The sequence below is a fragment of the Clostridium algidicarnis genome (genome assembly GCF_000703125.1).
In the GTDB taxonomy this organism is placed as follows: Bacteria; Bacillota; Clostridia; order Clostridiales; family Clostridiaceae; genus Clostridium_L; species Clostridium_L algidicarnis.
Genome location: NZ_JNLN01000001.1, coordinates 2,595,316 through 2,615,640, shown reverse-complemented (window position 1 = coordinate 2,615,640; position 20,325 = coordinate 2,595,316). Strand labels below are relative to the sequence as shown.

Sequence of the window (20,325 nt, the reverse complement as noted above, 5' to 3'; positions counted from 1 at the left end):
AATGGTAATCTCCTCTAAAGATCATTCGACAAATAGAGAAAAATATTCTAAAGTATAGAGTTAATTACATTGAAAGGTGTAAGGAAATGATATATGAATATATTAATAACACTTATAACTGAAAACTGATTGTAATTAGTCCCAGGCAACGAAAAAATAGTTGAAAACATAATTATTTTATAAACACATTAACATATAAAACTAAAAATTGAAACAAAAAAGGCTTTAGCAACGCTATGGACAGATTATAATTAACTATAGGAGCTTAAGTAAAAGTAAACTAGAGATATTTTAGTAAAAAATGAAGTCTGAAATATCATAAATTCAGATCAAATTTCCAACAAGTCTAAAATTGAGTAATTGTATTATAAATATTTTCGCTAAATTTAAAGTAGTTATAATGTGTGTAGGGTGATAGTTCAAAATGGTGTAAAACAAGCTAATTTCAAATCATTTCTTGTTATAATGTATAGATGGGTAGATTCAGTTAGAAAATACTGTAGCTATGCTTTTTCACGCAAATGTTTTGCTCTTGTAAGACAAAAGTTCAGCTTTTTACCATCCTATTTTACATTATAAATGTCAGAAAAAAATTTATTTCTGAATCATTGTGTTTTTAACAATTACTGTATTATTACTGAAAGATTGTTATACTAGTTATAAAGTATAAAAATTATATTTAGACAAAGGGTGGTATATATGTTTCGATATGCTGTAAATAAAAGTTTCGAAGAAATGAAATCAGTAATCATAGTAGCGGAAAACAATTTAAATAACAATCAATTTAAAAAAGAAGTGAATTATCGTATTGGAACCTTTTTACATTGGATATTCGACTACTATGACCGTATTGAAAAATATGTGGGAAAAGAAAACATTGATAAACATGATAAAAAATTTTTCAGTGGCTTAAGGTATGCAAACAATAAATTAAAACACGATTCATCTATTATACAGATTTATCAAAGAACAGGTGGTTCTTTATTTCCAATATCATTTCCTTTATACATAGAAAGTATTGCCTTTAGATGGAGATTTATAGATAAAGAAGAAGATTCTAAGTATATGAATCAATATAATAATTATATATCTTATATTTGCGAAAAAGAAATTATTCCTATTTCGGAACAAGCTCTTAGTAGTATTAAAAAGTATGAATACTAATGTTAAAAATAATTAACTAGGATTTTTGTTTTAATACAACTCTTTGTACTTTAACCCTTATAATTGTCCAATTATAATTAATGCTTATATTTATGGTAGAATTTGAAATTGGCATTATTTGAAATATACAATTTTTATTATATTGACTATTTTTAAGGTTCTCTGATATAATATAGTTAGGATTCATTTGATTTCAAGTGTTTATATAATGAAATTTAGAAAGTAAGTAATGATTGAACTCCGTTACTTACTTTCTAAATTTTCTTATAGTATCTAAGATTTTATTTGTAATTGAAACACCCATAGATTTGGATAAATCAAATCTATGGGTGTTTTTTATGCTAGTAGATAACACATAAACAAAAATATGATAGAATTACAATTTAAACTTGAACTTAATATTAAATAAACACCATATTTATGGATTAAGTGATGATATGATAAAAAGGTACTATGTTATGAGAAAATATGTTAATGGGAATCTATTCCCCTAGAGTAACAAAATCAAGATTGCAATAATAATAATTTATCCAGGAACAATTAAATGATTATTAACATAACTTGATTAGAAGGGGTAACTTTAGGAGGGGGAATAGAGCTTGGCTACACATAAAAAAATTAAAAAGGTCACTGTGCATTATCCAACTAAGGAAAATGAAGAAGAATTTCAAAAAAGAGCAGTAAAATCAGTAGCTCAAGTTCTCTTTGAAATGTATCCATTATATGTAATAGATAAAATCATAGATGATTTAGAAAATGTAGAAAAAAGCGGCATATAAAAAATGTCGCTTTTTTTAATGTTAAAGATTCTTAATAATGCCTTTAATCTTTTTGTAATTTTCCTTATCTACAGAGTAGACACCTTTTTCCCAACTTCCAATTGCGCTAGAACTTACACCTAAGACTTTGGAGGCAGCACTTAAAGTTAGAGCATTACTAATTCTCCATTCTTTTATTCTTTTAGAATAATCGCTTAATAGGAACCTTGAGTATTCGTCAAAACATAAGTAATCTTTATCAATAAACTTAGTAAGTTTTATAAGTGACCTTTTAGACGGATGTATACTATCACTTTCATATCCAGCAATAGCTCCTCTACTTAGATTACATTTAATAGATAACTGATTTTCTGAAAGGCCTAATTTAAGCCTAGCTTTCTTTAATCTTTTTCCCAAAGTATTTTCGTCTAGAATAGAATATAATGAATCATAAAAATTAATTACCAGATGTTGTGAAAATGTTGCAGATTGCTGTGGCGAGCAGAAGCTATCTGTACAGGTACTTTAGCAGGATATAATGCTGTTAAGTATGGACTTGGGATGCCTATGCTAATCTTACCAAGAAGTACGGCTATAGGAGATATAATAGCCTATGCAAATTATAAGATGACAACTAAAGAAGGTAGAAGGAACAGATATACCTTTGCAGGAGCAGAATACTTTAATAGGATGAAAGAAAACAATCTTTATACTACAGATATAGAAAGCATACAAAATAAGATAAAGAAATTAAATTTAGATGGGATATTTAGCTATAAGCTAATTTAACTTAGTTTAATAATATAAAAAGGTGAAGAATTAAAGTCTTCGCCTTTTTATTTATTTATACTTAAGATGAAGAAGATATGATTTATACATGGATTATGATGGTAAATTATTTCCATAGCTGTTATTTTAGCTGATTTAGTATCTAGCGTTTTATTCTATTTATGCCTACTAAAATTATATTCAAACTAAGCATAGTTAATTTAAAATAATTAAATGTTAGGGGAGGATTCGCTTTAGTTATTATATAAACAAGGGGATGGATAAGCATAATACCCTTATTTATCAGCTAAACAGATCATATTTTTAATTTCCTAACACTAGGAAATGTATTCAAGATATGACTTATAATATTAGTATATAATATAAGTTGATAGTATATATAATTAAAAATAAAATGTGGTACAAATAAGTTTTTTAATGCTTTCAATAAAAGATGTATTCTAGGGGATTAGATTGGATTAATGTGTGAGGAGGGGTAATAGGGTGTTAAATAAAAGACAAGAAAAAATTATCATGTTCATGCATGGTGACAAAGGTTGGATTATTGGTGAAGCATTAGCTAAATTATTAATGGTATCATGTCGTACTATTCGAAGTGATGTCGCCAATATTAATTCGTTTTATGAAGATGTGTTAATTGAATCAAATACAAGGCATGGATATCGAATAAATGAGGACAAGTTTCAAAGATTGGATATAGGATTAAGTGAGATGATTCCACAGACTTCAGAAGAACGATGTATTTATATTATTAAAGAATTATTATTTCAACAAAAGGAGATAAATTTAATATTATTGCAAGATAAAGTATTTGTTTCTGGGTATTCCATTGATAGTGATATTAAAAAGGTCAAAAAGATTATTGGAGCATACGAAAGTTTACAACTTATAAGAAGCAAGAATTATATTTGTTTAACAGGAACGGAAGAAGATAAACGTAAATTATATAAAGATCTATTGGAAAATGAGATAAAAGGAAACTTTTTAAATTTAGATAAAATTGCTTCATTGTATAAAGGATTTGATTTAATTGAGGTAAAAGGTATCTTAGAAGATACTTTTAAAGAATATCATTATTGTATTCATGGGTTTGATTTTACGATACTTCTAATTCAAATTGGAATCGCAATAGAACGTAATATAAAACATAATTTCATTAAGAGTGATCAAGATAGTGAAGAATTAAGAAATAGTGAGGAATATAAAATTGCACAAACATTTTTCAAAAAAATAGAAAGCAAGATTAGAATTGAAATTGTTCAAGATGAGATTTCTTTGCTAGCCTTATTATTATTAGGAAAAAAAGGCAGCAATTTCATCAAAGATGTGAGAAAATATCAAACTGATTATTCAATTCCTAATTTAATAGAAGAAACACTTGTTGATATAAATAGAATATTTGATATTGATTTTTGTTGTGATAAAGGTGCGACACGTTGCAATATAAAAAATATTGCCTAAACAGATTAAAATTGTTTAAGAACTAATAACTTGAAAGGTCAAATGAGAGGGTAACGCCTTGAAGGGCTTTCTCTGATACTCCGAATAGCAAAGGATTATGTAAGGAAGACTTTGTTATAAGCTCGGTGAAGTCGGCTGAGATTACACCCTAAGAAGTGAAAACTTTAGGAAAAGCAAACCAGAGGTGGTTGAGTGTAAGATAGGCCGGGAGTCTATAAAATATCTATGGTAAGAATGTCCATAAGGACTGACAAAATTCTGAATTAAAGGGTCTAAATGCAGGTGAAATAGAAATGTTTCAACTATAAAATTGTAGTGTATGTGTGGATGAGTAAAAGTCTTTATTATAAAAGTCCATATACTGTTATAGGCAGTAAGAGTTAGTGAATAATTTACATACAGGCCCATAGGGATTACTTAAGGGTATATGAAAGGATAGAGTTATTGGAACGTGGTAAGCTGATAACATAGAGGACTTACTTCTGATTAAATGGTAGCAAGGAAAGATTTACGATTATAACTTGCTTTTATATCAGTGAAAGTAGTGGCATAGTACTGTTGATATTTGTGAAAATAAATGGAGGGATAGCCACAAGTCAATGATTATTAATAAACATTGATGGAACGCCGTATGCGGTGAAAGTCGCACGTACGGTGTGGAGGAAGGGAAAAGTAGGAGATAACATCAAGTTCTTACCTATTCCTATAATTAAAAGATGGTTTGGAAATACACATTATGTCATTAATAGAGCGTCAGATAGAAGATGATGGAATTGATAGTATGTATTTACAAGAAGTAAAACTTAAATATCCACTAATATTTGAGATGGGAATTACAGTTTGTAAGCTATTAAAAGAAAGAATTCACATTCATATAAGTGAAAATGAAATTATGTTTATTTCTTTACATTTGGGAGCTGCATATGCAAGGGCAAATATAGCTTATAAATATAAAGTAGTTATTATTTATCCTCAAAATGAAGCTTTATCTAATTTATGTCTACAAAAGATAATAAATCGATTTGGTGATCGTATGGATATTATTGAATGTATGAGTTTTTTTGAAAAAACATCAATTGTTGATATAAAACCTGATTTAATTTTAACAACACTTCCATTAAAACATAATTTATCTATTTCAACAGTACAAGTTTCTTTATTTGTGAATTATGAAGATGAAAGTAAAATTTTTCAAGCATTAAACAATTTAGATAAGGTCAGGTATAAAGATGATTTTAAATTTCTAGTATCTGAACTTATTAAAGAAGATTTTTTTTATACACATCTTGATGTAAATACCCCTAGTGAGTTAATTAGTATAATGTGTGATAACTTATATGAAAAAGGATATGTTGAAGGAGCTTTTGAAAATAGTGTATTAAAAAGAGAGATGATGTCTGCAACCTCCTTTGATTATGGATTTGCAATCCCACATAGCCTTAATGAATTTTTTATAATTCAGTCAGCTTTAAGTATTGCAATTTTAGATAAATCAATTCGATGGGGTGACTTTGATGTAAGACTAGTAATATTATTTTCTATTAATAAGGATAATCAAAAGGTGCTAAGGATATTTTTTGATTGGTTGAGTAATGTTATTTCAGATTCTAATCAACTTACCAAATTATTAGGAGTTAAAAATTATAAAGAATTTATAGAACAGGTCTTAAAATAACACGGAAATATATTATGAAAGGATTAGTATAATGAAACCTGTTCATTATATAAGGTGAAAGAATGAAAAGTGGAAAAAGATTGATTAAGACAAGTGAAGTTAAAGTTTTATCGGATGTGCCATCTTGGAAACGTTTTGTTGCATATATGCTTGATTGGTATTTAGGATCTATTTTTACTTCTTTACCAATGGTAATGATATATATGAAGGTAACAAATACTGATAATTTAAATGTGAACCTATTTCAATATCCTAAACAATATGCCATGTTAGCGGGAGGATTAGGATTATTATTTGCATTATTTTATTATATGATTGTGCCACTATGTATTTGGAAAGGACAAACTTTAGGAAAACGCTGGTGCCATTTTAAGATTGCTAAAAGAGATGGTGATGACGTATGTTTAAAAGAGTTATTTTTAAGACAAATTATTGGTATCTTTTTAATAGAAGGAGCTCTGATTTTTCCAAGTGATCTATTTCATCAAATTTTATCACTAGTAAGTAATATTAATTTTGTTACGCCACTAACGTATATAGGTATTGTGGTTAGTGTATTATCGGCAATATTTGTTATATTTAGAAAAGATCATAAAGCTATTCATGATTTAATATCTAATACTAAAGTAATGAGTGTTTAAATTCCTTCCTAATAGTAGGAAGGAAGCTTAAAGTTAATAGTTGTTTAAAAAGTATATAATATAAATATAAGATAGGAGGGGAAATTGTGGAAATGTTAGAGTTAGCTTGTTTTCAGATTATATCTGAAGCAGGTATTGCAAAAAGTAGCTATATTCAAGCAATAAAAGAAGCTAAGAATGGTGAGTTTGAAAAAGCAAAAGCTTGTATTAAGGAAGGTGAAGCAGCCTTTGTGGAAGGGCATAATGTTCATGGTAAACTGATTCAACAAGAAACAGGGGGTGAACAAGTGATTCCAGATTTATTATTAATACATGCGGAAGATCAATTAATGTCAGTCGAAACTTGCAAGATTTTGGCAGACGAATTAATTGAAACTTATGAACGTATTGCCTTTTTAGAAAATAAATAATAATTAATTTTTTAAGAATAATTAAACGAATTATTCTTAGAAAATATTATAGAAAGGAGAATATGATGAAAAAAATTTATCTGTTTTGTGGTAATGGAATGTCTACAAGTATATTAGCAAGTAAAATGCAGACTGTTGCTGATGAACATTCATTACCAATTGAAGTAAAAGCTTACCCTATTTCCCAATTAGAAATGATTATTGATACACTTCATCCTGACTGTATATTACTTGGACCGCAAGTAAAGTATTTATATGAAAAAACAGTAAACGATTTCGGGGAGAAAGGCATTCCAATTGCTGTTATAGATAGTAGTGATTATGGAATGATGAAAGGCATGAATGTTTTGAAATCTGCAATAAAGTTAATTAAAGAAACAAAAAAATAAATGAGGTGAAAGGTATGTTTAAAAAATTAGAAAAAGTCTTAACAGAACTAGCTCAGGTAATCGGTAAAAATAAATATTTACTTTCGATACGTGATGGTTTTTTAATATCAACACCCTTACTAATAGTAGGATCATTCTTTTTGTTAATTGCAAACTTCCCAATACCTGCGTGGACTAGTTGGTTAGAGTCTGTAGAAATCAATGGTTCCACATTAGCTGCTTATTTAGGAAAACCTGCTGATGCAACATTTTCGATTATGGCTCTATTTGCTGTAATTGGCATTGGATACTCATTTGCTAAGCAAATGAAAATAAACCCTATTTTCGGAGCCGCTGTATCTGTAATGTCCTGGTTCCTAGTTATGCCTTATGGTGTAAAAGGAAGCGTTGCTGTTGAAGGGATGACAAACAAAGTTGAGGTTTTCTTAAGTGGAGGACTTCCACTTGGTTGGATAGGGGCTAAAGGAATATTTATAGGTATTATTTGTGCCTTTTTATCGGTTCATGTATATGCCTTTGCTGAGCGTAAAGGATGGGTAATTAAAATGCCTGCTGGTGTTCCACCAACTGTTGTACAATCATTTGAAGCTTTAATACCTGCTGCCCTTGTTATAGTTGTATTTTTTGCAATTAATTTATTTTTCGGCTTCTTTAAAACCGATGTTTTTACTATTGTATTTAAGTTCTTACAGTTACCACTTATGAATTTAGGAGATACATTAGGTGCTATGGTTATTGCCTATATTTTCTTGCACTTATTTTGGTTCTTTGGCGTAAACGGAGGATCTGTAGTAGGTGCAGTATATAACCCTATTCTTCAAACATTATCTGCTGAGAACTTAGAATTCTTCAAGACTGGTATTGGACAAGGACATATTATTTCTCAACAATTCCAAGATTTATTTGCTACGTTTGGTGGATGTGGATCTACACTATCACTATTAATAGCTATGCTATTTTTCTGTAAATCTAAACGGATTAAAGAGCTTGGGAAATTAGCTATAATTCCAGGGATCTTTGGAATTAATGAACCAATATTATTTGGTTTACCAATAGTGTTAAATCCAACCATGTTAATTCCATTTATGTTAGTTCCAACAATGAATATTGTTATTTCATATTTGGCAATGAAAGGCGGATTAGTTCCAATTTGTAATGGTGTTAATATTCCTTGGACAACGCCAATCATTATTTCAGGATTTTTATCTACAAATTGGGTTGGTGCTGTACTTCAAGCTATATTATTGGTTTTAGGTGTGTTTATTTATATGCCTTTCATTAAGATTATGGATAAACAGTACTTAATTGATGAAGACAACCCAGTTAACAAAGATGAAGACATATCTTTAGATGATTTATCATTTGATGACCTATAGGAGATGAATATAAATGTCAATTAAAATTATAATGGTTTATGACCAAATTCAAGCTGGTGCAGGCACCAAAGATGATAAAATGGTACCCTTAAGTGCTAAAAAGGAACCCATAGGTCCAGCAATAATGATGGATTCATCATTAAAAAAGATTGATGGTAGAATAATTGCCAGTATTTATTGTGGCAATGGTACTTATTTAGCAAATGCTGATGAGGTTTCTAGAAAGATTTGTGCTATGGTAAATAAACTACAACCCGATGTAGTAATGTGTGGGCCTGCTTTTAACTTTATTGATTATGCTATCATGGCAGCAAGAGTTGCGTGTGATATTAATAAAACCACAAACGTTCCAGCTTTTGCAGCAATGTCTATTGAAAATGAAGAAACACTTGTTAAGTATAAAGATAAAGTAAACATTGTAATTACTCCTAAAAAGGGTGGGATAGGTTTGAATGACTCATTAGATAATATGTGTCAATTAGCAAAGGCTTTAGTTTCTAAAGAGGATGCCACATCTTTGACAAATAGAATTTGCTTTTAATAGTAAAAGGTTAATTGGAGCTAAAGCATAATTTTAGTAGTCAAAAGTAGTAAAAAGAATATATAAACAAAAGGAGATGCAAGTGCATCTCCTAAAAACTTAAATTTTCAATAAAAAAAGCTAGCTACATAAAAGCTTGGTAATTTTCGTTACGTTAATAAATATGAAATTTAAATAATATTTTAAAATAAAGGAGAAAATTAATATGTATGGAATGATTGCAACTTGGCGAATGTCAGTTGAAGGTATAACAAAAGGAAGAGAAATATTAAAAAACAAAGGATGTTCAGGGGATGCTATTGAATCAGCAATAATAGAAGTAGAAAACTGTGAATTTTACAAGTCTGTAGGTTATGGTGGTTTACCTAATGATGAAATGGAAGTAGAATTAGATGCTGCATATATGGATGGCACCACTTTTGATATTGGAGCAGTTGGAGCTATCAAAGATTTCGCCAATCCAATTAGAATCGCAAGACATTTAAGCAAAGAAAAGGTAAATAACTTATTAGTGGCTGAAGGGGCAGAAAAGTTTGCCCATAAAGAAGGGTTTGAACGTAAAAATATGTTAACAAACCGTGCTAAGATTCACTATTATAACCGTCTTAAAGAAATAAAAGAACAAGATATAAAACCTTATAGTGGACATGACACAGTAGGCATGGTATGTCTTGATGAAAATGGTGATATGACTGCAGCTACTTCAACAAGTGGGTTATTTATGAAGAAAAAGGGAAGAGTCGGTGATTCTCCAATTTGTGGTTCGGGATTTTATGTAGATTCTAAAGTAGGTGGGGCTAGTGCAACAGGACTTGGAGAAGACTTAATGAAGGGATGTATTTCTTATGAAATTGTTCGTTTAATGAAAGAAGGTCATAGCCCTCAAGAATCTTGTGAAATTGCTGTAAATAATTTAGATGCAGAGCTTAAAGAAAGAAGGGGTATAGCAGGGGACTTATCATTAATTGCTATGAATAATATGGGTGAGTGGGGAGTTGCTACGAATGTTGAAGGATTTTCATTTACAGTAACTACAGAAAGTCAGGAACCCATTGTATATATTACGAAGAAGGTAAATGAAAAATGTATTCATGAAGTTGCAAGTAAGGAATGGTTATATAACTATATGGAGACAAGAACTGCACCATTAGTTAGAAAGTGAGGTTTAAAATGAAGGAAGAAATTTTAAAAAAAATAAATGAATTAGAAAATCAGATAATTTATGACATTATTGAAGTGGTTAAAATCGATAGCATAGAAACTAAGCCAGAATCAGGAATGCCTTTTGGTAGTGGTGTCAATGATTGTTTAATAAAAGTATTAGAAATTGCTGAAAAACTTGGTTTTAAAACAAAAAATATGAATGGATATGTAGGCTATGTCCAATTGGGTGAAGGAAATGACTATATCGGGGTTATGGGGCATTTAGACGTGGTACCAGTAGGAGATGGATGGATTGAGCCTCCTTTTAGCGGATATAATAAGAATGGAAGAATTTACTCAAGAGGGATTTTAGACAATAAGGCACCAATAATGTCATGTTTATATGCTTTATATGCATGTAAAGAATGTAACGTTACTTTTAATAAACCGATTAGAATTATATTTGGAACCAATGAAGAAACAGGAATGAAGGATCTTGAATATTATTTAAGTCATGAAAAACCACCAATCATGGGTTGGACCCCAGATTGTAAATATCCAGTTGTTTATGGTGAAAGAGGAAGAGCTAAGTTTAAAGTATTAGCAAAGCAAATTAATTTAAATGAGTTTTTTGATTTTGTAACTAAATATTTTTTACAAAGCAAAGATAGCGGAGACCGTTTAGGTATTGATTACTCTGATGATGAATTTGGAAAGATGCAGATTCGTGAATATGAATTAAAGATGGAGGAAGATAAGTGTGTGTTTGATTTTACTTTGAGCTATCCAGCAAGTGCTACTTTTTTAGAAATCACGGAACAAGTAAGGTCAAAGATGCATGAATCTTTATCATTAGAATTAATTCATAACTATAATCCTGTTAAGTTTGAAAAAGATTGTTTTTTAGTAAGAAAACTTCAAGAAGCTTATGAAGAAATAACTGGATTAGATGGTACACCAGTAACTACCACAGGTGGTACTTATGCGAAAGCAATGCCTAATATAGTTCCATTTGGGCCGAGTTTTCCAGGTCAAAAAGGGATAGGTCACAATCCGAACGAATGGATGGACATTAAAGATATTATGATGAATACCAGAATTTACGCATTGAGTTTTATAAAGTTAGCAGGTGAGAATTATTAATAAGATAGTAGAAGTATGTTGTGGAAGTTATTATGATTGCTTGCAAGCTTATAAGGGAAAAGCAAATAGAGTTGAGTTAAATAGTGCTTTATATATGGGGGGATTAACTCCTAGTATTGCAAGTCTTGTTTTGACAAAAAAGAATACAAATTTAAAAGTTATTTGTATGGTAAGACCTAGAGGTGCAGGGTTTTGTTATGAAAAGCAAGACTATGAAACAATGGTATTAGATGTAAAGAGTATGTTAGAGCGTGGTGCTGATGGAATTGCTTTTGGATGCTTAAATGATAAAGGTAATATAAATATTTCACAGACAAAAAAAATAATTGATATCATTAAATCATATGGAAAGGAAAAAGAAGTGGTATTCCATCGAGCTTTTGATTGTGTTAGTGATCCCTATGAGACAATGAGAAGTTTAATCAAGTTAGGCGTGGATCGCATTCTAACTAGTGGCTTAGAGGATAAAGCTGTTCAAGGAGTAGCATTATTGAAAGATTTACAAAAGGAATTTGGAGATAAAGTCCAGATTTTAGCAGGTAGTGGAATCAATGCTAAAAATGTGAAGCAATTTATGGAAGATACCAAAATTACACAAGTGCATAGTTCTTGTAAATCATGGTTGAAAGATAACACAACTACTAAAAATAATATCAGTTATGCTTATACTAATGATGACTTTGCCTATGAAATAGTAGACACTAAACTAGTTAAACAATTAGTTGAAATTGTTAATAAACAAGAGCGTAAATAAATGCCCTTGTTTTTTTGATTGCAACATTATTTATAGATAAAGTGATTGATTTTGCTTTCCCATAATTATATACTAGCACCACCCCTTTTTTAAAATAATTCATCTTTCAATTTGATTTAACTAATTATCAGATTATATTTCCAATTATGGGGAAAATGTTAATGGGAATCTACGCCTTAGGACACCAAAATTATTACATCAAGTTATCTTTGAAATGTATATCTTATATGTAATGGCTAAAATTATAAATGATTTAGAAAAAATGTGGTATATAAAAATACTGTTTTTTGATGCTGTAGTCAATATAGATAATAATTTAAACAGATAAGATCTAGTAATCATCAAAAAAATATATCTGCTTTATTTGCACAATAAGTCATATATATTGTATAAATGTAAACATTTTGTTACAATATAGATAAATTTGAAATTGTGGAGGGGATATCTTGAAAAGAAATAATAAGTGGTTACTATTTACATTGTTGATATTTGTATTTACCCTTTTTCCTAAGACTGCATTAGCAAAAGATTTTCCTACAATGAAGGTGCATAAAGATAAGATATTTAGTGTTAAATTCAATGATTTTGTAGATGAAACTTCAATTACAAATAATATCATTGTGCAAAATGACCAAGGAGAAATGGTTAATGTTACTCTTCAGGCAGAGGATAATGTTGTAAAGGTACTTCCGCCTTATGAAGGATATTTATCAGGTAAGTATACATTAAAAGTAAATGATAAATTAAAATCTACTGATAACAAAAAAATAAAGGAAAGTGCTCAATTAAAATTTGAAGTTGTAAATAGCAACTTGAAGGTACACTACATAGACGTGGAGCAAGGAGATTCAACTTTAATTCAAATAGACGATAAAAATATTCTTATAGATGCTGGCCCAGGTATTGCAAAGGAAAAGGTTGTAAGTTACTTAAAAGAGGCTGGGGTATCTAAGCTAGATTATGTGATAGCTACACATCCACATGAAGATCATATTGGAAATATGGCAGATATTATAGATAGTTTTGAAATAGGAGAATTTATAGCTCCTAAAGCAATATCTACGACAAAATCCTTTGAAAATATGATTAAATCTTTAAAAGCTAAGAACTTACAAATAAAAACACCTAATGCAGGGGACAAGATAAGTTTAGGTGCTGCTCAATTAGAGATAATTGCTCCTAATAACAATAGTTATCAGAATCTAAATAATTACTCAATAGTTACAAAGTTAAAGTATGGAAATAGATCATTTATATTTACTGGAGATGCAGAATCTATTTCAGAAGGAGAAATATTGGCCAAGCAATTAGATTTATCTGCAGATGTTTTAAAGGTTGGTCATCATGGAAGTAAAACATCTACTACAGATCAATTTTTAAAAGCTATAAATCCTAAATATGCTGTTATATCTGTAGGTAAGGATAATAATTATGGTCATCCTGATAAGGAAGTACTATATAAATTAGCAAATAATAATACAGATATATTTAGAACTGATAAGCAAGGCACAATAGTTGCAGAATCAGATGGTAATAAAATAACCTTTAATATTAATCCAGCTAAAAATGATCCAATAGTAAGCGAAATAGAGATACTATCAGTAGAGTTAGAGAAAGAAATAGTAGAAATTAAAAATAATTCTGGAAAAGATGTAGATATGAAAGGATGGAAAATTATAAGCACAGAAGGAAATCAATCTTATGCATTTTCAAGTTTTATTTTAAAGGCTAATTCTACTGTCTATATAACAAGCGGTAAAGATGCCAAGGAAGACGGATTATCTTATTTAAAATGGACAACAGGTTATATATGGAACAATAGTGGAGATACTGCAGAACTTTATGATAGTAAAGGGAATTTAATATCTAGAAATCGAGTAGGAGATAAATAATTATTTTATTTACCCACCTCTCACACCACTATACGTATGGTTTCTTAGTTTGTGCATTTACAATTTTGTAGTAATCCAAGAAAAATGAATATCCTGCATCCTTTAACCTTTTATCGGTAATAGTGCAGTTCAGGATTTGGCTATTGGCTATACGCCAGTAGCCTTTTCTTGTACATGAATACTTTATAGATAACTTAGAAAATGTGTAAAAAGATGGCATATGACAAATGTCGCTTTCTTAATGCCTTTAATCTTTTTGTAGTTTTCTTTATCTACAGAGAGATACCTTATGAAGGTAGTTTTGAGATCAAAAGTTGCATTGGATGTATACGTTAGAGTATAATTTTAGTAGGAAGAAGAGTGAAAATAGCTCATTTAGGCAAGGATATAGAAGGTCGATAGGAGATAAAGTAATTTGGCCTATCACTAGATGAATTTATATTAATATTATAGCTCCTTTTAAGACGTTTTGAGGTAAGATTCGTAAGTGGAGAAGATTGAAAGGCTAAGAGTTGTTATCTAAAATAGCTGTAATTTAATAGGATAAAGTTATAGATATTAAGATGCCATTTTTTGAGGAGGTTCATATAATTTATGAAATGTAACAGAAGAACAAGTTATTTTATAAGCACAATGGAATTTAAGGAAATTGATAAAAAACCTTTTATAGCAGGAGTATTATCAATTGTTTTAGGAATGTTTGGAGTGCATAGATTTTATTTGAAAAGAAAACTGACAGGATTTATTTTTTTGATGATATCAATAGGTTCTCTAGAATTTGGTGAAGGGAACCTAGTAGTTATTTTAGTGTTTATATCTATTATAGAGGGAATGGTTTATATAGTTAGAGGTTTAGTTTTATTTAAAGAGAAAATTACAAATATTAAAACTAAAAAGGATAGAAGGATAGAAGAATTGGAAAGTGTAAGTTATGGAGAAAAGGATAGGATAAAGATAAAAGATGAAAAAGTTAAAACAAGTGAAAAAGAAGATGAAGATGAACTAGAAATAATTGAAATATCTAAAATAGAGCCTAGTAAGATAATTAAGGAAAATGAATCTGGTAATATATTTAAAGGCAATTGGATTAAAAAACTAAATATATCTTATGACAAAAGTATAATGAAAGTATATCAAGTAAAGGAAGAATCTCTAAACCTATATGAAAACCTGTGCAACTTTATAGATAAGGAATTGAAAAGTGGTAGCAGTTCTCTAAATAAGGAAGCAAGAAGAATAGAAATAGATAATGGATATTATAATAATATTTTTTATACAATTTATTGTATATCAGAAGGTCATGTAACCAAAACTTATAGTGGAAATTATAATTATTATAATCAAGAGTCTTCTTATAGAATGTTGGAAGAACATTTAGGGAATAAACTAAAAGATAAAGTATTTAATAAGGCTAAAGAATTAGAAGGAAATATATCATTTCCAAATAGTGAAACACTTAAATATTTCAATTTAACAGAAACTGGATTACCAATAGAGTGGTGGGATAAAGATGGAAACCTTAGGTTAGAGAGAGAATTTAACAAAGATGAGTTAAATATTCTAAGAGCAACACCTTTAAGAAGTACTAAAGTATGGGAACTATATAAAGTAAAAAAAGAAATTATAGAGTTATATTTAGAGATATGGAAGACTATATTGAACAGTTTTAAAAAAGATTTAGAATGGAAACATAATAATAAAGATATTTTAGAAAAGATAAAAAAAGGAGGATATGAGTATTTTGCAGATTATGAAAATGGAAATATCTTAGCTTCTTTAATAAAAGTCTCGGAGAATGAAATAAGAGAAGTCATGCCAAATACACAGATTTTAAATTTGAGCAAGGAAAAGAATAATATCAACAAATATTTACCAAGCGAACTTGTAGAAGATATAAATAATAAGACTATAGAATACAAGAATAATATGACAGATGAAAATTTAAAAGGGATACTAAAGGAGATGTTGGAGAATGACTCTAATGATTGGAGACTTAAAGTAGAGGAGGTATTAATTGAGGATGATTATAAGAGAATAGATAAGTTAATTGATTATAGTGAAGATGAAAATTTTATAAGAATGGCAAAGGAAATCATTGAGAAGACAAATGATGAAAAACTATTATTGCTATGCTTGTATGGAATAGGGAAGGAAGAAAACTTAAATCAAAAAAATATTAAATTACTTGAGTATATTATTCATTCAAGTAATATCTCAGTATATAAAAGTATAGTTCAATTTAAAGAGGTGTTGTCATTAGAGCTTTTGGATAGATTATTAGAGTTAAAAAAGCCAATTAGAAAGAAGATAGAACTAGATATGGATAAAGTAAAAGATTCAAAGAAAGAACTTAATGAAACAGTAGATATAATTAAGGAATATATAGGAGATGAAGAAGAGGCTCCAAAAATAGATGTTGTAGAAAAAATTATAGAAGGAAAAGATGATGAAAAATTGGAATTTAAATATGCAGAGTTTTTGAAACTAGTATTAGATAAAGGTTCTATAAATGTAGAAGAGGGTAAAAAAATAGCTATGGATAATGGTACCTTACTAAATGCTTTTATAAGTGATGTAAATCAAAAGCTTTATGAATATATTCAGGATCAGACGATTATAATTGAAGGTAATTATATAAAGATAGATGATTTTTATGTAGATATGGTAAAGGAGTTGGTAATTAATGAAGAATAGAGTTAACCCAAAGGAAGCAGACAATATTATAAAGGCTTTGGAAGGAGGAATAGTACCTAGGAGGGGAATTCAACATCTATTGGTAGGAAGAAATGAAGAAGTTCAAGAAGTTATTTCTATTTTAGATTCTATAATTGAAGGTGGAAGTGATATAAGATTCTGGGTAGGAGATTTTGGTAGTGGTAAGAGTTTTATGCTTAGAACTATAGAGTCTATTGCTGTACAGAAGAACTTTGTTGTTTCTACAGTGGATTTAACTCCTACAAGAAGGTTTTATGCTTCTGATGGAAAGGCTAGAGCTTTGTATAGTGAGATAGTAGATAATATAATTGTGCAAACTTCCCAAGTTGGTAATGCTATAGATACGATATTAGAAGAATGGATAAATAGAATTATTATAAATGTTTCTGAAAGAGATAATATATCTATGGCTGAGTTATTGACCTTAGATAATAAAGAACTTATAGAGAAAGAGATATTAAACGTTACTAGTTCTTTTAACTCAGTTGGTCTCTCTTATGAATTAGGAGAAGCTATTGCAAAATATTATGAAGGAGTAGTAGGGGATAATAGAGTATTGAGGTTAAAGGCTTTAAGATGGATTCGTGGAGATATAGATACTAAAACTGAGGCTAAAAGAGAGTTGGGAATTGAAAAGATAATAAATGATGATAACTGGTATGATGCTATTAAAAACTTAGCAGAACTATTTTCGGATATAGGATATTCGGGTTTTGTAGTGAATTTTGATGAAGCTGTTAATTTATATAAGTTACCTCTGGCTAGAACTAGAGAAAGGAATTATGAAAGAGTGTTAAATATATTTAATGAATGTAAATCCAATATAGCAAGAGGGCTGTATGTGAATTTTGGAGCAACAAGAAAAACTATATTTGACGAGTATCGTGGTATGTCTAGCTATGGAGCATTAAAAGGAAGGTTAGGAACAGAAGAGGGTATAGATTCAAAATTACTAAATACGAATAGAACTGTTCTACTATTAAAACCTTTAAGCGTAGAAGAGATATATACATTACTAGAAAACTTAAACAATATACATAATATTCATTATAGACAAGAGATATCTATGACAACAGAACATATAAAGATGTATATGGAAGAGGAATTGAATAGACCTGGATCAGATGAATTTTTGACTCCGCGTGCAGTAATCAAAGATTATCTGGAAATTCTGGATTTAATAAGACAAAATTCAAATGAGAGTATTGATAATATAATTCATATAAAGTTTGGTAGAGAACCTATGCCTATAACTAAGGATGAAGATGATAAAGATGATGAAATAGAGGTTTTATAATGAGTAGTTTTAACTTATTACAAAGAGAAATACGTAGATATATATATGATGAAGGTTGGGATGCTTTGAGAGGTATACAAGAAGCCTCAATAAAACGTATTTCTAATACAGACCATAATTTAATATTAGCAGCGCCTACTGCTTCTGGTAAAACAGAAGCGGCGTTTTTGCCAGCGATAAATTCTATAAAGGATTGGAATTCCGGCCTTAAAATTATTTATATATCTCCTTTAATAGCCCTTATAAATGATCAATTTAAGAGAATATTAAAACTGTGCGATTATATAGATATACCTGTAACAAGTTGGCATGGAGAAGCATCTAGAACGGATAAGAACAAACTATTGAAGCAACCTAGGGGAATACTTTTGATAACTCCAGAGTCTATAGAAGCCATGTTAGCGTTAAGACCAGGAGAAGCAAAAGAGTTATTTAAGGGAACAGAATGGATAATAGTAGATGAGATACACGGCTTTCTAGAAAATAATAGAGGGGTACAATTAAGATCTCTTATAGAAAGAATAAAAGTATACATGGAAAAGGATCCTAGATTTATAGGTATGTCGGCTACTTTAAATAGAGAAGATTATAAAGAAGTAAAAAACTTTTTTATAAGTGATAGAGTGACAGATGTATTATTAGATAGTAACAAGAACTTTTTGGAAGCTACTAAAAGTTACTATGAATCAAATATAAAGAAAGACTCAAAAGAAGCATTAGAAGAAATTTATGACTATTCTCAAAGAGAATCTATGTTAGTATTTCCAAATTCAAGAGGTGAAGTAGAAAGATTGGCTGTAGGTCTTAGTCGACTAGGAAAGAAGAGAGGTTCTGATACTAGATATTTTGCTCACCATTCTTCTGTGAGTAAGGATATGCGATTAACAGCAGAGAAATTCGCAAAAGGTAGTAAAGGAGAATTATTCACTATATGTTGCACATCTACTTTGGAATTGGGAATAGATATAGGCTCAGTAGATAGTATAGTTCAATATAATGCTCCACATTCTGTAGCAAGTTTGGGGCAGAGACTAGGAAGAAGTGGTAGGACTACAAGAGAAAATATATTACATTTTATAGCTACAGATGAGTGGTCTTTATTGCAAGGATTAGCGGCAATATCTCTTTATGAAGATGGTGTGATAGATAGGTTTGATCCTATAATAAAGCCTTATGATGTTTTTGCTCATCAAATAATATCTATTCTTTTAGAAAATACAGGGATGCCCTTTGAAGATGTAAAAGATATAAATAAGAATTTTAAATGCTGGTATGGTATAGAAGATGATGAGTACTTAGAATTATTAGGATATTTGATAGAAAGAAATTATATAGAGCTATTAGAAACAGAAGCTATAACAGGTTTAGAAACAGAAAGACTACTAAAGGGAAGTGATTTTTTTGCTCATTTTGAAACAGAAAATAATTTTTCTCTTTACAATGATTATAAAAAAATAGGAGAGATTCCTCTATCACCTAGTGTACAAATAGGAGAAAATATATTTTTGTCAGCCCAGATTTGGAAGATAAAAGATATAGAATTAGTGAGTAAAAAGATATATGTAACGAGAGCTGTAGATGGTAATCCACCTATGTTTTCAGGGGGGAGTGGGAACATAACCAATGAAATAAGATCTAGAATGAAAACTATATTAGAAGATCGAAGTTATTGGATCGATTATAGCGATAATATAAAAAAAGTTTTATTAAAACTTTCTAAAGAAAATTTAAGATATGAAAAATTTCAATGGACAGAAGAGAATGATAAAATTGGACTTAGGACATTTCAAAGTACAAAGATAAATAGAACTTTGCAACTTTTACTTAATATCTTAGGGAAAGGTGGAAATTACAAACTAGATGATAGGACGACTTTTATAAGTGGGTGTAATATAAAGGAAGATATAAATAGGGTAATAGAAAGAAGTTTTAATGAAGAAGTAATATTTAGATATTTAAAAGATAGTCCAGAAATAGTAGAGCTATATTTATACGATAATAAATATAGAAACTTATTACCAGATGATTTAAAAATCAAATATATTATTAAGAACAAATTAGGTTTAGAAGGAACAAAAGCATATTTAGGAATTTTATAAGAGGAATGATATATGCAAGGGATTTAAGAGATGAAATTAAAATCTTAATTGTTGATGATGACGTTGATTAATTGAGAA

The 20,325-nt window shown here is 29.4% G+C and carries 17 protein-coding genes and 1 pseudogene; 17 read left to right on the top strand and 1 reads right to left on the bottom strand.

Translation table 11 applies throughout. From position 1 onward, the window contains the following. Positions 1–699 precede the first annotated feature (699 nt). Together BV55_RS0112435 and BV55_RS0112430 are read left to right on the top strand one after the other, a co-directional pair. The gene (locus BV55_RS0112435; protein WP_029453139.1) at positions 700–1,164 is read left to right on the top strand and encodes a hypothetical protein; all 465 of its coding nucleotides are present in this window, start codon (positions 700–702) and stop codon (positions 1,162–1,164) included. A 599-nt stretch (positions 1,165–1,763) separates the two neighbouring features. Further along, positions 1,764–1,943, top strand: coding sequence for a hypothetical protein (locus tag BV55_RS0112430; RefSeq protein WP_029453138.1), 180 nt, complete (start codon positions 1,764–1,766; stop codon positions 1,941–1,943). Positions 1,944–1,964: 21 nt separating this feature from the next. Here the strand turns inward: BV55_RS0112430 and BV55_RS0112425 are convergent, their stop codons facing one another. Then, entirely contained in the window at positions 1,965–2,339 is a 375-nt protein-coding gene (locus tag BV55_RS0112425) for a helix-turn-helix transcriptional regulator (RefSeq protein WP_029453137.1), read from the bottom strand. An 87-nt stretch (positions 2,340–2,426) separates the two neighbouring features. Here BV55_RS0112425 and BV55_RS0112420 point away from each other — a divergent pair. The 15 genes and pseudogenes from BV55_RS0112420 to BV55_RS0112350 all read left to right on the top strand — a co-directional run. Further along, positions 2,427–2,711 (top strand): annotated as a pseudogene (locus BV55_RS0112420) (FAD-dependent oxidoreductase); the annotation flags it as partial. 483 nt (positions 2,712–3,194) lie between these two features. Then, positions 3,195–4,172: a BglG family transcription antiterminator gene (locus tag BV55_RS0112415; protein ID WP_051652503.1), complete on the top strand. Its 978-nt coding sequence runs from the start codon at positions 3,195–3,197 to the stop codon at positions 4,170–4,172. A gap of 721 nt (positions 4,173–4,893) precedes the next feature. Then, a complete protein-coding gene (locus tag BV55_RS0112410) occupies positions 4,894–5,847 on the top strand; it encodes a PTS sugar transporter subunit IIA (protein WP_278246648.1) in 954 nt (317 codons plus the stop codon). A gap of 62 nt (positions 5,848–5,909) precedes the next feature. Beyond that, a complete protein-coding gene (locus BV55_RS0112405; RefSeq protein WP_029453133.1) occupies positions 5,910–6,488 on the top strand; it encodes an RDD family protein in 579 nt (192 codons plus the stop codon). A gap of 92 nt (positions 6,489–6,580) precedes the next feature. Next, positions 6,581–6,898: a PTS sugar transporter subunit IIA gene (locus BV55_RS0112400; RefSeq protein WP_341349714.1), complete on the top strand. Its 318-nt coding sequence runs from the start codon at positions 6,581–6,583 to the stop codon at positions 6,896–6,898. A gap of 65 nt (positions 6,899–6,963) precedes the next feature. Beyond that, the gene (locus tag BV55_RS0112395) at positions 6,964–7,287 is read left to right on the top strand and encodes a PTS sugar transporter subunit IIB (protein WP_029453131.1); all 324 of its coding nucleotides are present in this window, start codon (positions 6,964–6,966) and stop codon (positions 7,285–7,287) included. 14 nt (positions 7,288–7,301) lie between these two features. Further along, a complete protein-coding gene (locus BV55_RS0112390) occupies positions 7,302–8,663 on the top strand; it encodes a PTS sugar transporter subunit IIC (RefSeq protein ID WP_029453130.1) in 1,362 nt (453 codons plus the stop codon). 13 nt (positions 8,664–8,676) lie between these two features. Then, the gene (locus tag BV55_RS0112385; RefSeq protein ID WP_341349708.1) at positions 8,677–9,204 is read left to right on the top strand and encodes a GrdB-related putative oxidoreductase; all 528 of its coding nucleotides are present in this window, start codon (positions 8,677–8,679) and stop codon (positions 9,202–9,204) included. Positions 9,205–9,409: 205 nt separating this feature from the next. Further along, a complete protein-coding gene (locus BV55_RS0112380) occupies positions 9,410–10,366 on the top strand; it encodes a glycosylasparaginase (protein WP_029453128.1) in 957 nt (318 codons plus the stop codon). 8 nt (positions 10,367–10,374) lie between these two features. After that, entirely contained in the window at positions 10,375–11,490 is a 1,116-nt protein-coding gene (locus BV55_RS0112375; protein ID WP_029453127.1) for a Sapep family Mn(2+)-dependent dipeptidase, read from the top strand. Further along, complete coding sequence (locus tag BV55_RS0112370) at positions 11,477–12,244, top strand: copper homeostasis protein CutC (protein ID WP_341349707.1); 768 nt, start codon at positions 11,477–11,479, stop codon at positions 12,242–12,244. The genes BV55_RS0112375 and BV55_RS0112370 overlap by 14 nt, the downstream gene beginning before the upstream one ends. Before the next feature lie 446 nt (positions 12,245–12,690). Beyond that, entirely contained in the window at positions 12,691–14,136 is a 1,446-nt protein-coding gene (locus BV55_RS15430) for an MBL fold metallo-hydrolase (RefSeq protein ID WP_084170563.1), read from the top strand. Positions 14,137–14,730: 594 nt separating this feature from the next. Continuing rightward, a complete protein-coding gene (locus BV55_RS15170) occupies positions 14,731–16,830 on the top strand; it encodes a tellurite resistance TerB C-terminal domain-containing protein (RefSeq protein ID WP_051652501.1) in 2,100 nt (699 codons plus the stop codon). After that, positions 16,820–18,148, top strand: coding sequence for a BREX system ATP-binding domain-containing protein (locus tag BV55_RS0112355; RefSeq protein ID WP_029453123.1), 1,329 nt, complete (start codon positions 16,820–16,822; stop codon positions 18,146–18,148). The genes BV55_RS15170 and BV55_RS0112355 overlap by 11 nt, the downstream gene beginning before the upstream one ends. Continuing rightward, positions 18,148–20,247, top strand: coding sequence for a DEAD/DEAH box helicase (locus BV55_RS0112350; protein WP_029453122.1), 2,100 nt, complete (start codon positions 18,148–18,150; stop codon positions 20,245–20,247). The genes BV55_RS0112355 and BV55_RS0112350 overlap by 1 nt, the downstream gene beginning before the upstream one ends. The last annotated feature ends 78 nt before the right edge of the window (positions 20,248–20,325 follow it).

Bases quoted from the DNA above. Each gene is read 5' to 3' on its own strand.
- BV55_RS0112435 (WP_029453139.1), top strand. From the start codon at position 700: ATGTTTCGATATGCTGTAAATAAAAGTTTCGAAGAAATGAAATCAGTA.
- BV55_RS0112405 (WP_029453133.1), top strand. From the start codon at position 5,910: ATGAAAAGTGGAAAAAGATTGATTAAGACAAGTGAAGTTAAAGTTTTA.
- BV55_RS0112400 (WP_341349714.1), top strand. From the start codon at position 6,581: ATGTTAGAGTTAGCTTGTTTTCAGATTATATCTGAAGCAGGTATTGCA.
- BV55_RS0112395 (WP_029453131.1), top strand. From the start codon at position 6,964: ATGAAAAAAATTTATCTGTTTTGTGGTAATGGAATGTCTACAAGTATA.
- BV55_RS0112390 (WP_029453130.1), top strand. From the start codon at position 7,302: ATGTTTAAAAAATTAGAAAAAGTCTTAACAGAACTAGCTCAGGTAATC.
- BV55_RS0112385 (WP_341349708.1), top strand. From the start codon at position 8,677: ATGTCAATTAAAATTATAATGGTTTATGACCAAATTCAAGCTGGTGCA.
- BV55_RS0112380 (WP_029453128.1), top strand. From the start codon at position 9,410: ATGTATGGAATGATTGCAACTTGGCGAATGTCAGTTGAAGGTATAACA.
- BV55_RS0112375 (WP_029453127.1), top strand. From the start codon at position 10,375: ATGAAGGAAGAAATTTTAAAAAAAATAAATGAATTAGAAAATCAGATA.
- BV55_RS15170 (WP_051652501.1), top strand. From the start codon at position 14,731: ATGAAATGTAACAGAAGAACAAGTTATTTTATAAGCACAATGGAATTT.
- BV55_RS0112355 (WP_029453123.1), top strand. From the start codon at position 16,820: ATGAAGAATAGAGTTAACCCAAAGGAAGCAGACAATATTATAAAGGCT.
- BV55_RS0112350 (WP_029453122.1), top strand. From the start codon at position 18,148: ATGAGTAGTTTTAACTTATTACAAAGAGAAATACGTAGATATATATAT.